Source organism: Methanolobus halotolerans, from assembly GCF_004745425.1.
Classification (GTDB): Archaea; Halobacteriota; Methanosarcinia; order Methanosarcinales; family Methanosarcinaceae; genus Methanolobus; species Methanolobus halotolerans.
On the sequence record NZ_PGGK01000002.1, the window covers coordinates 145,924 to 159,189 of the forward strand.

General features: G+C 46.8%; 12 protein-coding genes. 2 read left to right on the forward strand and 10 right to left on the reverse strand.

What is annotated here, in order from left to right:
* Nucleotides 1-69: 69 nt before the first annotated feature.
* The 10 genes from CUN85_RS02340 to cofD form a co-directional block, all read right to left on the reverse strand.
* A complete protein-coding gene (locus tag CUN85_RS02340) occupies nt 70-645 on the reverse strand; it encodes a flavodoxin family protein (RefSeq protein ID WP_135388607.1) in 576 nt (191 codons plus the stop codon).
* Between the two features lie 142 nt (nt 646-787).
* Nucleotides 788-1,066 (reverse strand): DNA-directed RNA polymerase subunit L, encoded by a 279-nt coding sequence (locus CUN85_RS02345; protein ID WP_135388609.1) that lies wholly within the window; start codon nt 1,064-1,066, stop codon nt 788-790.
* Nucleotides 1,067-1,108: 42 nt separating this feature from the next.
* On the reverse strand, nt 1,109-1,780 hold the full coding sequence (locus CUN85_RS02350; RefSeq protein ID WP_235856156.1) for an exosome complex RNA-binding protein Csl4: 672 nt from the start codon (nt 1,778-1,780) through the stop codon (nt 1,109-1,111).
* 231 nt (nt 1,781-2,011) lie between these two features.
* Nucleotides 2,012-2,599 carry an METTL5 family protein gene (locus CUN85_RS02355; protein ID WP_135388611.1) on the reverse strand — a complete coding sequence of 196 codons (588 nt, stop codon included), beginning with the start codon at nt 2,597-2,599 and terminating at the stop codon, nt 2,012-2,014.
* 6 nt (nt 2,600-2,605) lie between these two features.
* Nucleotides 2,606-3,598 (reverse strand): diphthamide biosynthesis enzyme Dph2, encoded by a 993-nt coding sequence (gene dph2, locus CUN85_RS02360; RefSeq protein ID WP_135388613.1) that lies wholly within the window; start codon nt 3,596-3,598, stop codon nt 2,606-2,608.
* A 1-nt stretch (nt 3,599) separates the two neighbouring features.
* Nucleotides 3,600-4,154 (reverse strand): hypoxanthine/guanine phosphoribosyltransferase, encoded by a 555-nt coding sequence (gene hpt / locus CUN85_RS02365; protein WP_135388615.1) that lies wholly within the window; start codon nt 4,152-4,154, stop codon nt 3,600-3,602.
* Between the two features lie 81 nt (nt 4,155-4,235).
* The gene (locus tag CUN85_RS02370) at nt 4,236-5,837 is read right to left on the reverse strand and encodes a VWA domain-containing protein (protein ID WP_135388616.1); all 1,602 of its coding nucleotides are present in this window, start codon (nt 5,835-5,837) and stop codon (nt 4,236-4,238) included.
* A 12-nt stretch (nt 5,838-5,849) separates the two neighbouring features.
* Entirely contained in the window at nt 5,850-6,971 is a 1,122-nt protein-coding gene (locus tag CUN85_RS02375; RefSeq protein WP_167848765.1) for an ATP-binding protein, read from the reverse strand.
* A 43-nt stretch (nt 6,972-7,014) separates the two neighbouring features.
* Nucleotides 7,015-7,422, reverse strand: a complete 408-nt coding sequence (locus CUN85_RS02380) for a hypothetical protein (RefSeq protein ID WP_135388618.1) — start codon at nt 7,420-7,422, stop codon at nt 7,015-7,017.
* Nucleotides 7,423-7,574: 152 nt separating this feature from the next.
* Nucleotides 7,575-8,504, reverse strand: a complete 930-nt coding sequence (gene cofD, locus CUN85_RS02385; RefSeq protein ID WP_135388620.1) for a 2-phospho-L-lactate transferase — start codon at nt 8,502-8,504, stop codon at nt 7,575-7,577.
* Nucleotides 8,505-8,671: 167 nt separating this feature from the next.
* Between cofD and mutS the strand changes: the two genes are divergently transcribed.
* Nucleotides 8,672-11,338 carry a DNA mismatch repair protein MutS gene (gene mutS / locus CUN85_RS02390; protein WP_135388622.1) on the forward strand — a complete coding sequence of 889 codons (2,667 nt, stop codon included), beginning with the start codon at nt 8,672-8,674 and terminating at the stop codon, nt 11,336-11,338.
* Between the two features lie 6 nt (nt 11,339-11,344).
* Nucleotides 11,345-13,243 (forward strand): DNA mismatch repair endonuclease MutL, encoded by a 1,899-nt coding sequence (gene mutL / locus CUN85_RS02395; protein ID WP_135388624.1) that lies wholly within the window; start codon nt 11,345-11,347, stop codon nt 13,241-13,243.
* The last annotated feature ends 23 nt before the right edge of the window (nt 13,244-13,266 follow it).

The following is a 13,266-nucleotide window of genomic DNA, read 5'->3' on the forward strand; positions in this document are numbered from 1 at the left end:
CGGTTTCAGATCGATTGTCCGTTATCCAGGACATACCATTAACTACTAATTATGAGCATTCGTTAAAAACTATCCGTATATCTTCTGCATGAGCCATACCATATTCCTGCCAAGGGTTCGCATGGTCTGCACGCCTTCCTCATCTAATGCAACATCGCCTTTTGCAAGACCGATGCCAATATTCCAGTAACTTGAACCCGGAACTATCATCTGGTTTATGCCGAAGAAGTGATTCAGCGTATCATATACATGCATCGAACCCGCTCTGCGGACAGCTACAACAGCAGCTCCGGTTTTCCTGGCAAGCATATCCCCGTTCGCTTTGGATACAAAACCAGCCCTGTCCATCAGTGCTTTCATCTCTGCTGTGACATCCGCGAAATAAGTAGGAGATGCAAGTATGATACCATCCGCCTCTCCCATCTTAGCGATCCACCTGTTCACAGGATCATCGTCGAATATACATTTGCGATCCTTGCGATCGAAGCACTTCATGCAGGCTGTACAACCTCGCAGTTTCTCACCCGTGAGATTTACCATTTCGGTCTCAATTCCTCCCTTTGCAAGTTCATCGAACACAAAGTTGACAAGCATAGAAGTGTTCCCGTCTTTTCTCGGACTACCGTTAAAAGCAACTACCTTCATTGTACCTCACTTTTGGAATCTTATCAGTTATCATACCATCACAGACATAACAATGACCATAAGAACAAAACCATGAAGCGGTAGAAAAAAACAAAGCCTTCCTGAATATCAGGAAGGTGCACCTTGTGGTGTCTTTTCGAACTTATGCGTTAACTGCACCGGTAAAAACCGAAATGAACTCATCACATTGGGAAACAAGGTTTTTCAGTGCATCCTTCACAACGTCTATAGGATCAGTACCGTCTGTTTTTACAAACAGTACGGGATCACTTATGGATACATGTTTCATGTCATAGGTTGCAATCTGCACCCTGTTGTCATCAAGGAGAACTGATTTTAGCATATTAAGAAGAGTATGGGTTTCTCCTATGATCTCGATATGCATTTCGTCATCAGTTTTATCAATGATTTTTAGTTCCATCTTTATCTCACCTGAATTTGATTATTATTAGATAACATAGTATTACAAAATGCCGGTTCCGTAGTCAGAGGATAGCTTCCTTTTCTCGGTGCGTCCGCATGCCGGACATTTCAGCCTGTTACCTTCCAGTTCAAGAACGGTCCTGCATCTGGAACAGTAAGCTTTCATCACACCAAGCGATTTCTCTGATGTACTAAGGCGCATGTTCTGGGTGTTTATGACCTTTGCCTTAACAACGTCAGACATAGAGAATTCCTGTGAAAGGTTCTTAACATACGAATCCCTGACATTGGAAACATGAATCGCTGCAGGGCCATTCATCTGGAACTCACGGTCCCCCTTACCCTTAATGCCACCGATATCAACCAGAACGACAGAATCGCGCAAATTGGTTATTCCGCCAATCACGATATCACCCTCACACAGCTCGGGAGGAGTCTTTGTTTTAGGAACTACCGAAATTTCCCTTGATTTCCTGTCAATATGCACATATCCGGTGCCAATTGAATGGATATCCCCTACGTCCACATACGTTCCGTTTCCCGCTGTGAACTCTTCAGTAGTACCTACAAGGTCACCGGGCATGACAAAATGTTTTTCATCTTCGCTCATCGTATCTTCTTCCGTGGATGCGTTATCTGGTTGCTTCTCTTCTGTATCACGTTCTTTCGTATCTTTCTCAGAGTCTTCTACAATGACCTTTTCTTTCTTCACAGACTCATCCTGAGACAGAGAAGTTTCAGCAGATTTGTCAACTTCACCGATCTGTTCATCCCCGGAACCGGAAGATTTGATCTTTCTGCGTGAAGTTTTTCGTCTATTTCTTATTCTAATTAGAATCCCTCGTATAACACTGAAATTCGTATAATGCTTATGGTATTGAGATCAATTTCAAAATTTGAAAATATGTTTCTTTCAAATAAGACTGCATTATGCTTTAAGGATTTATCGCATAATACGGTATACTTCTACATTGATTGTCTCTACTTCCTTTTTGTGGAATTTGAACGTTCTTTTCAGTGGAAACCCCGTTGTATACCAGTCACTTATCCGGGCATCTCCTATGAACTTTCCGATAAAATCATGGCTCCCACAATTATGAATAGAATACACCACATCACTGGTCCTCAATGCACTTAAAAGGAACGGTCGGTCGTTACCCTTAGCCTGTGCACCGAATGGAGGATTCATAACAACCGTATGAGCATGCCCCTGCACCCCGGAAATATCACAATGCCTGAACTCCACATCCACACCCATTTTTTCCGCATTCTTCGCGGCGATCTCCAGGGCTTTTCTGTCGAGGTCAAAACCGATCACATACTCCGCCCCAAGCAACTTTGCACCTATTGCAAGTATGCCGGTCCCGCATCCTAGGTCAAAGACAGTATCGCCGAGGTCACCCTGCATATAGGCAAAGTGCAAAAGCTCCGCGGCCAGTACCGCAGGGGTTGTGTACTGTTCAAGTGCGGCATTCGGGGAATCGAAGCCCTTAACTTGCTCAAGCAATATCTCAAGTTTACGCTGTTTCACAGAAGATCACTCCCCCAGGATCTCATCGAAGACAAGGTTATCCCACTCTTTCTCCCCCAGGACGATCTCGAACTCCTGAGGAGTGAGCATAGGAGCATTGAACCTGCCTACCTCATCCACAGCAAGTCTTGGGCATGCAGTATTCACGAAGGCATCTACCTTGAACTGCAACAACTGGTCAGGTGTCACCAGGTCCATGGAAAGTATGTGGGCCTGCTTTTGATGATTTAATGCCAGAGTCTTCAGGCCCTCTGCCAATTCAAATCTTTCCTGGCCCGGTTTTGAAGATACGATTATACCGAAAATATTTGCATCCAGGGATTTTGCTATGACCGCACTTCTCTGCCGGAGTATCCTTGAAGGATCGACCTCACGTACCTCATTGATAAAAGGATCTGCCACCAGCACCCTCTTCCCGGTAGAAAGTGATACTCCAAGCGGATGGAACTCTCCGCTGCCGATGTAGAGATATTCGTCACATTCCCCGTCCCGGGCTGCAGAGAAGTTGCACCCCAGCACCTGTCCGGGATACGCTATCTTGCTGTCACCGGTGCCGATCATACACTCTTTCCCTCCACGTTCCAGAATACTGCAGGCATCCTCCAGTTTATGTACGTGCTGGACAGTCGTGATGAGACCTATCCGATGTTCTTTAAGTTTACAGACAGATTTTTTGACAACCTCAATGATATCAGCATCTGAGCGGGCCTCAATGAAATAGACTTTACTTTCAAGCGAATTATCATCAAGCTGTGCATGTCCGAAATGGAACATGATGTCCACCTTTCCCAGTAAGGCCACATCAAGGTCGCAGGCACCAAAACACGGATTACCTGATATGATCACCCTGGCTTGTGTTTCCTCTTCAATATGTGCCGCGATTACGGGAGACCTGCGTTTGAAACCTTCCGGGAACTGCAGTCCGACAAGCCCGGCATCAGTGTCCTTGATGATGGATACAATGCGTCCGATCTCAAAATCAAAGTTCTCTTTTTGCATATCAATCCTCGATCGAAACCCCGTTTTCATCAACACTAATGCGTACCAGGGTCTTAACCTCAAATCCCATGTCCCGCATCCGGGAAACTCCTTCACCCCTCTCGAGAACAACAACAGTATCGCAGACCTCAGCACCCATACTTTTCAGGGCGGTGATAAGTGCCATCAGAGTTCCTCCTGTGCTGACCACATCGTCCACAATAAGTACACGATCTCCGTTTTTGATCGCATTTATGTAGAGTTCACCCTTGGAGTAACCTGTCTGCTGGGACAGGAGTATCTCGCCGTCCAGTTCGTATGATCGTTTGCGGATGATGGAAAAAGGAATGCCGGTTTTCAGGGAAAGAGCTGTAGCAAGCGGAATACCCATAGCTTCGATAGCGATTATCCGGTCAACATCCATATCGGCTATTTGCACTATATGATCTGTGATCTCTTCCAGCAGATCCGGCTCAAGGAAAGGAACCCCATCGGCTATGGGATGAATGAAATAGTAATATTCCCCCCTGCGGACAATAGGAGCATTCAGCAACGAATCACAAAGTTTTTCCAGCATAATTATGGCTTTTACTGCCTGCCAATATATAAAACCAGGCTGTAAACTCTCCCCGGACAAATAACTTTGAAGCAGGCAAAGTCACACCACTGCAGAGGTGGTCTTTGAATTTCTCTCATCACATATGGCTGAATAGATATCTTCCTTACTGAGGGAACCCGGATGATAATAACTGCCACTGCTCTGCGCAGCAACATCCCTGGAGAGTTTTGAGCCGCTCTTGCTTATATCGATTACAAGTATATTGATATGATGTTGGGACACTTGCCTGCAGACCTGCATTATTTCCCTTCTGATGTTGCCTCCCAGATTCAAAGAGCAGTTAGCAGTCCCATCCGTGACAAGGACCATAATCGGTACAGCTGAAGGTTCTTTTTTCAGCTCCCTTTGGAGAGTGTCAAGCCCGGCGAGCATACCTGATGCAAGGGGTGTCGTACCACCGAAAGGGACCTTCTCCAGGTATCTCTTGGCAGCTTCCACTGACGAAGTGAAGGGAAGCACAAGTTCTGCAGACCTGCCACAATAAGTTACCAGGGAAACCCTGTCACGTTTCTGATAAGCATCCTTCAACAGGGCTATAACCACATCTGTGGTGATCCGTATCTTCTCATGGTCATCCATGGAACCGGAAGTATCAAAGACAATGTTTATCAGGCTGGAAATACGCCTCCTGCGCACCTTCTCTCTGATGTCGCTCTTCCTTATCTCGATCTTCCCGTCCTTTGCATGCAAAGCTGCCGCACGTACGGTCGGTGCAATGGCAATGTCTGTGATCTTCTCTCCCGGCATTCTGTACCTGACATACCGGCCACGTTTTCCCTTGGTCAGTACTTCCGCACGCCTCCCGGATTTTAATCTGCCTGATGCTAGCTTTTTCTTCTGGGAGTTCCTGGCGAAATCATTGAGGATCTTTGCTACCACATGGCCATCCTGCTTATTCCTCTGTATTTTTTCAGGCAGGTAATCAGGAAACAGACTTCCCTGCTCCTGTGAGAATGAGACTGCTGATGACTCATATTCACCCCCGGGAACATACTTCTTAGGAGTAAGCTCCACAATTATCCCGGTCTCACTGTCACAAGGAACTTGCGAAAACATATCCAATGAACGGTTTTCCTCCGGCATCACTGTTAACTCTTTATCAGAAGAATTTATCTTTCCGTTCAGAGATATGGATTTCCCGGCCTTCAGGATAGCACTGTCATAAAACGGATTTGAGCATACATGAGAGTTCTCTGCCAGGGACTTGTCCCGTATAACTGAAGCAGATTCCCTCTCAATCGTTGCATTTGATGTTGTTTCAACCGGAATTTGTTCATCCAGGGAAACTTCACTTGCCAGAGTATTTCCGGACCCTCCTGACAAAGATGTATCTATCCCGAACAAAGACTGGTCATAGGTAGTATTCCTTTCCAGGAACGTCTTGAAGAAAAGGACCGTATCCACCTGCAGGTAATCGGAATCGGCTATGAAGTAAACAGCCTCTATTTCTGCGGGTCTTAATTGCTCGACATTGGAATACAGCAGATTATAGAGCGTATCCGTATCCTCTCTGGAGATATCCGATACTTGTTTTCTGGGAATGCGCAGGCCAAGTACAGGTTCACCTATGTGCATCACCCTGATATCATGGTCCCTTGAAAGATTCCTGCGCAGGCGCATAATGGTTTCTTCGTGGCTCATTCCCCACCTTACTCAGATATTTCCATCTACTACGGCACGTAGCTGGTCTGCGCTGAAATCTTCCTCCTCGAAAGGCTTCTTACGCATCCTGTGAGGCAGGACCATTTCCGCGGTCTCGATGATATCATCATTAGTTATACGTTCTCTGCCCTCATAGGCTGCATTTGTGCGGGCAGCACGTTCGATCATGATATCAGCACGGTGACCGTCTACGTTAAAGGCGATGCATATCTCAGCGATCGTACGCAGATTGTCCCTTGTGGTAGTCACCCTTGGCAGCAACTGGACTGCTTTGATGATCTTTGAGCGCAGTTTATCCTGCTCTGACTCGAACTCACGTATGAAATGCCTTGGATCATCATTGAACTGGTTTCTTCTCTCAACGATCTCGATACGTTGTTCTACATCGTAAATGCCCGTTACCTCAACCTGCAGTGCTATCCTGTCGAGCAACTGCGGCCTCAGTTCACCTTCTTCCGGGTTCATGCTTCCCACGATTATAAAGTTTGCAGGATGGCTGACACTCACGCCCTCACGCTCAACGGTGTTAACACCCATTGCTGCGGCATCGAGCAGCGCATCAACCACAAAATCGTCAAGCAGGTTGATCTCATCAACATAGAGGATACCCCTGTTCGCCTGGGCAAGTATGCCAGGATCAAAGGCCTGGATACCGCGCCGGACTGCTTTTTCGATATCAAGGCTGCCTACAACCCTGTCTTCTGTTGCACCTACAGGCAGGTCCACGACCTTGGTCTGACGTTTGAGCACCCGCAGGTTGCCGCTCATTTTCTTTTCCATACATTCCCAGCAGAATTTGTCAGGGTCTGAAGGATGGCAGTTGAATCTGCATCCTTCTACAACCTCTATTTCTGGCAGTACTTCTGCCAGCCCTCTGATAGCAGTTGATTTCGCAGTTCCTTTCTGGCCGCGTATAAGTACTCCGCCAATGGACGGGTTTATAGTGTTCAGTATAAGAGCCCGAAGCATCTTCTCCTGACCCACTATGGCGGATACGGGATAGAGCACTCTTTCCGTCCTGGTAGCTGCCCTTACGACCTCCTCCGGTGAAACGGCAGGAGTTTCTATTTCCTTTGGGACCTCTTTTATTGTCCCGCTGATATTCAAGCTCATATTATCTCCTTCCTTGGCAGGGAATCCTTTTTTCCTATGATCATTACAGGTACCTCAGTATTATTGCAGATATCAATGCCATGAAAAGTAATACAAGTCCTGTACCAAACAGTCCGAAAAGTATTTTCCGGTGTACTTTTTTGTCTTCGTTTTGCGTAATTCGGTTAAGCTCGTACAGTGCATACATCATGGACAGCAGGAATGTCATTGATGACAGCAGCAGGAGCGAACCCGCTACAACGATGTACTCAGCTGTCCATGTCAGGGCCTCTGCAGTCAGAAGATCGATGAAGAAATCCTTGCCGTTCCGCTCGTAAGCGGATGTGATCCACATCATTGTGTATGCGATCTCGGCAGCACTGAGAATAACAGAACATACTGCAGTTGTCAGAAGTGTGATCATCGTCCCTATATCCGGGATTTTGATATCTATTTTCCATTCATCACCCACGTTTTCACCTTGAAGTTCTTGTAAAATTGTTTTATAAAATAGATTTGAATAATACTTGAAAGTATTTAGTCATTAAAATAATAAAAGCGTATTTATTAAAGAAACTACTACAGTAAAAAACAGACATTAAGAAAACATGCAACAGTATCATTTTACGAATTATTAAGCTTACCGAACTCCTGAAGTATCAGTTCCGAGAGCCCCACGCTGATATCCACTGACATCATCATCGTATCCGTACGTACCAGCCTGCAACCTGTGTCTTCAAAAGCAGCATTGTTTATGGGATCGCTCTTGTCTATTATAAAAGTATCAAGGAATTCACCATAGTAAGACGCAACACCGGCAGAGGAGACATCAACACCCCTGGCATGCATGAGTTTCCCGGCGGGACCACTCACAGGCCCCTTCCCGATTATGGGACTTACCGCAATGACTTTCTTCCCCCTGAGGATGTCCACCATACCCGGAAGTCCGATTATGGGACCTATACTGGTTATTGGATTACTCGGTCCGATCAGCACTTCATCATCGTTTTCCAGTGCACGCAGGACTTCAGGAGATATGCCTGCCCTGCCTATATTTTCCTGGAAGACGTCAATCACTGCAGGTTCTCCGTGTTCACCTATCCAGAAATCCTGGAAATGCATCATTCCCGAAGGAGTTACAATTCTTGTCGAAACGGGGTTATCTGACATCGGCAGGATCTTTGCTTTTATACCCATGGACTCTGATAACCTCACAATGGCTTCGGTCAGCGAAGAACCTTCCCGGAGATGGTCAGAGCGGATGATATGGGTCGCACGGTCAAGGTCGCCAAGCATCATCCTTTCGTTGTGTCCAAGGGACTTCATTAGCCCATGGGTTCTGAAAGTATCCCCTTCAATACCCCACCATTTATTGAAGTCTATCCTGTCTGAGAAAAGGTAAAGTACAGTGTCGATATCCGGAGAGACAAGATTCCCGGATACCCACAGATCCTCTGCGGTATTTACAACAACAGTAATGTCCTCTTCTGATATTACTTTGCGAAGTCCGTTCAATAACTTTGGTGTCCCTGTTCCGCCTGAGAAGATGATCATGTGCTTTCACCCGCAGCCTATTAGAATAATAGTGTGATGAAATGGATTCAAATGATAAAAATGATGCCACAGACAAGATCAGGTGGAATTAAGCTTTCAGAAATTTGATAATGCAAACACAAAAATACTAACACCCAGATAGTCTGGGAAAACCATTTTTACCGATTATTATGAAACAGATAACCCCTGCCATGCAGCAGTACTATGCTGCCAAGGAAGAGCATAAGGATGCCCTCATATTCTTCAGGATGGGAGATTTTTACGAGTCCTTCGGAGAGGATGCAAAAACCATTGCCAGAGAGCTTGAGATAACACTTACCACCCGTGGGAAGGGGAAGGAAGGAGAGAAGATGCCACTTGCCGGCATCCCCCATCATGCTATTGACAACTACCTTCCCAGGCTTATCAAGAAGGGATACAAAGTAGCCATATGCGAGCAGCTCGAGGACCCGAAGCAGGCCAGGGGTGTAGTGAAACGCGGGGTCGTGCGGGTTGTCACTCCCGGCACTGCGATCGATCCATCTATGTTCCCGGATTCCTCCAATAATTATCTAATGGCCCTTTATGGAGAAGGAAAAGAGTTCGGGCTTGCCTTCCTGGACATATCCACCGGCGAGTTCCTGACCACACAACTGACGGACAGCGCACCATATGACAGGATAGCCAGTGAGACCGCACGCATGGGTCCTTCCGAGTGTATCATCCCTCCTTCCCTCATTGCGGATGAGCGGCTGGTGGAGCGTTTAAGGGAACTGAAGATAATTATTCACGAGTACGATGAGTACGCCTTTGAGCAAAAGGATTCTAACAAACTGCTCACTGAGCATTTCAATGTATCAACCCTGGAAGGTATGGGGTGCAGTGAGCTGCACTTTGCAGTATCATCTGCAGGAGCAGCACTTAAGTACGCCTTTGACACCCAGATGAGGGAGCTCTCCCATGTGCAGCATCTAAAGACATATTTTGATTCCGAGTTCATGGTACTTGATGCCATTACCCTGCGCAATCTCGAGATCGTGAAGAATGTGAGGGGAGAAGGTAATGATTCGACCCTGCTGCATGTGCTGGATGACACCATGACCCCCATGGGCAGCCGGCTTCTGCAGAAATGGCTGCTCAAGCCACTGATACTAGTTGATGACATCAATGAAAGACTGGATGCAGTTGCAGAACTTGAGTCGAATACCCTTGTGAGATTCGAACTGAGATCACAACTCTCCCAGGTACGTGATATGGAAAGACTTGTCGGCAGGGTAATGTATGGGAATTCAAATGCAAGGGACCTCATATCACTTAAAAGTTCACTTGAGGCTGTCCCGCAGATAATCGAATCACTACATGGATGCTCTGGTGCTGAACTTCTGGAGCGTATAGATTCAGAACTTTCTTCCTTCAGAGAACTTGAAGAGCTGGCCGGTCTGATAGACAGGGCAATAGTTAATGAGCCGCCCGTAAGTGTCAGGGACGGCGGGATGATCAAAGCAGGTTACAATGAAAGACTTGATGAGCTTAAAAGCATGTCAAAGGACGGAAAACACTGGATAGCAGAGTTCCAGCGGAAAGAGCGTGAAAGAAGCGGCATCAAGTCATTGAAAGTAGGATATAACAAGGTATTCGGTTACTATCTTGAGGTCACCAAGGCCAATATATCCCAGGTCCCGGATGACTACATACGCAAGCAGACCATGACAAATGCTGAAAGGTTCTATACCCCCCAGCTAAAAGAACGTGAGAGCGAGATCCTCTCTGCAGATGATAAGGCAACAGCCCTTGAATATGAACTGCTCTGTGAGATAAACTCCAGAGTGGCATCGCATTCAATGCATCTGCAGAATACCGCAGTCATGATAGGTATGCTGGATGTCCTTGCCAACCTAGCAGATGTGGCAGCAAATAACAATTACGTACGGCCGGCCATCACCAATGACTGCAGGCTGCTGATCAGGGACGGAAGACATCCGGTGGTTGAGAATTCCACCCCTGGAGGATTTGTTCCCAATGATACTGAGATGGACTGCCAGAATAACCAGTTCATGCTTATCACAGGACCGAACATGGCAGGTAAGTCAACATATATGCGTCAGATAGCCATGATCGTGATAATGGCTCAGGCAGGCTCCTTCGTGCCCGCCTCCCATGCATCCATCGGTATCGTCGACCGTGTATTCACAAGGGTAGGTGCTTTTGACGATCTTGCCAGCGGACAGAGTACCTTCATGGTGGAAATGGTGGAACTTGCCAATATCCTGAACAATGCTACCCCGAAAAGCCTGGTGCTGCTGGATGAGGTCGGCAGGGGCACCAGCACTTATGACGGTTACAGCATAGCAAAGGCGGTAGTGGAGTATATCCATAACAAAGGAAGGGCAGGTGTAAGGTCCCTGTTTGCCACACATTACCACCAGCTAACTGATCTTGCGGGCACGCTAAAGAGAGTGAAGAATTTTCACATTGCAGTAAAAGAGGATGGTGAAGACCTGGTATTCCTGCGCAAGATAGTACCTGGTGCAACTGACAAGAGTTATGGTATCCATGTGGCAAGGATAGCGGGTGTCCCCCATAATGTCACCAGCAGGGCAAAGGAGATACTGGAGGACATAGAGAACGACAGCACCATATCCATGGATAGCACCATGACAGGCAAGAAGCACCGCAACAGCACCAAATATACTCAGGTTATCCTTTTTGACCAGGACGCTTCCGGTGAGGAGCAGGAACCACACCCTCTTATCGAAGAACTCAAAACAATGGATATCAACTCACTGACCCCACTGGAAGCACTTAACAAACTGAGCGAGATAAAGAGCAGGCTAGCGAAAGAGCAGGGGAGCTGATCATAGATGACAGAAGGATCACGTGATATTCCGGGTCCCGGTATAAGAGTGCTGGACGAATCCACCATTAATAAAATAGCAGCAGGAGAGGTTGTGGAAAGACCCGCGTCCGTGGTAAAGGAACTTATTGATAATTCAATTGATGCAAATGCCACGGACATTCGAGTGGAAATAAGGGGGTCAGGTACGAAAAGTATAATCATTGTCGACAATGGTACCGGAATGAGCCATAAAGATGCTTCACTGGCTTTTCAGAAACACGCCACGAGCAAGATTAACAGCATCGAAGACCTTAATAGTGTTCTCACCCTGGGATTCAGGGGAGAGGCTCTTGCATCCATTGCCTCGGTTGCAAAGGTAGAGATGGTCACCCGGCAGGAAAAAGATATATCGGGCACTAAAGTAGTCGTGGACAACAGTGGCTTAAGAAGTATTTCATCGGCAGGCTCACATGCGGGAACCTCAATATCCGTCGAAGATCTTTTCTATACGACACCCGCACGCAGGAAATACCTGAAAAGCATGAGGACCGAGCTTGCTCATATAACGGATGTTGTTACAAGACATGCAATATCGTATCCCGATATCTCTTTCACCCTTATAAGTGACGGCAAGGTAATCATGAGGTCACCCAGCTCACATGATCTTCTGGACAGTATCATCCACCTGTATGGTGCGGATGTTGCGCGTTCGCTTATTCCACTTGAATTCGAATCGGACCTGGTCTCACTATCCGGATACATCTCAAAGCCGCAACTCACAAGAAGCGGGAATGACCTGCAGGCCTTTTTCATAAATGGAAGGAGCATCTCTTCAAAACTGATAGGCAATGCAGTAAGGCTGGGCTACTACACATTGCTCCCAAAAGGAAGGTATCCTGCAGCCTTCCTGAAATTTACCATTGACCCAATACATGTCGATGTTAATGTGCATCCCACTAAAAGAGAGGTTCGGCTGAGCCATGAGAAAGAGATTGAACTGGCCATAATCACTGCAGTTGAGCAGGCCCTGGCTTCAACGAACCTGGTTCCCGAGGCAAGGATCACGAAAAAGGAAACCGCGGTGCAGTCAAACATTTCCGGTACAGGAGAAACTGCATCCCATGTAAAAGAAAAGGGACCAGGGTTGCCAGAAAGAACATCTGTTAACCAGGCCCGTACTGATGATATCATACGGGATGCAGAAGCAGGGGAAAAACCTGCAGTTGTACGGGAAAGCAAGGAGCCATACCACTATCCCCTGAAAGATACACAAAGACGGTTAAAGAAGAGTGAGCGTCTTCAGATGCAGTATGAGGCGCAGGCAGAATCTGCTGCCAGAGGTCCTTTCCATACGGATGATGTGAAAATATACGGCCAGTTTGCGGACCTTTACCTTATTATGGAAACCGAAGGAAAACTGATAATGGTAGACCAGCATGCTGCACACGAGCGTATCATGTACGAACAGGTACTTAGAACGAGGGAAATAGGCTGGCAGGAACTGATAACCCCGGTGACCCTGGACCTGAGCACAAAGGAAAAAGCGATCATCGGAGACTACATTCCCTCCCTGGAAAAGATGGGGTTTGCAATATCCGATTTCGGACCCAACAGTTACGTCGTTACCACTATCCCCAGTATATTCGGAAAACTTGAGGATACTTCTGTGATCCATGATATTATATCCGACCTGCTCTCACATGGCAGGATTAAAGAGGACACCGAGGTTTATGACCGCCTTTGCAGTACTATGGCCTGCAGGGCAGCTATAAAAGGCGGCGCCGTATGTACCCCCGAGCAGATGCATGAACTTATCAGGCAGTTGATGTTATGCGATAATCCCTATACATGTCCGCATGGCCGCCCGACAATGCTCACCTTCACAAAAGAAGAACTGGGCCGCATGTTCGGAAGAACCGGTTGATGTCGGTAAATTTTAAAAGTATG

Excerpts from the sequence above, each read along its gene's own strand:
- mutL (WP_135388624.1), top strand. The coding sequence starts at position 11,345 with ATGACAGAAGGATCACGTGATATTCCGGGTCCCGGTATAAGAGTGCTG.
- cofD (WP_135388620.1), bottom strand. The coding sequence starts at position 8,504 with ATGATCATCTTCTCAGGCGGAACAGGGACACCAAAGTTATTGAACGGA.
- CUN85_RS02370 (WP_135388616.1), bottom strand. The coding sequence starts at position 5,837 with ATGAGCCACGAAGAAACCATTATGCGCCTGCGCAGGAATCTTTCAAGG.
- hpt (WP_135388615.1), bottom strand. The coding sequence starts at position 4,154 with ATGCTGGAAAAACTTTGTGATTCGTTGCTGAATGCTCCTATTGTCCGC.
- dph2 (WP_135388613.1), bottom strand. The coding sequence starts at position 3,598 with ATGCAAAAAGAGAACTTTGATTTTGAGATCGGACGCATTGTATCCATC.
- CUN85_RS02375 (WP_167848765.1), bottom strand. The coding sequence starts at position 6,971 with ATGAGCTTGAATATCAGCGGGACAATAAAAGAGGTCCCAAAGGAAATA.
- CUN85_RS02345 (WP_135388609.1), bottom strand. The coding sequence starts at position 1,066 with ATGGAACTAAAAATCATTGATAAAACTGATGACGAAATGCATATCGAG.
- CUN85_RS02340 (WP_135388607.1), bottom strand. The coding sequence starts at position 645 with ATGAAGGTAGTTGCTTTTAACGGTAGTCCGAGAAAAGACGGGAACACT.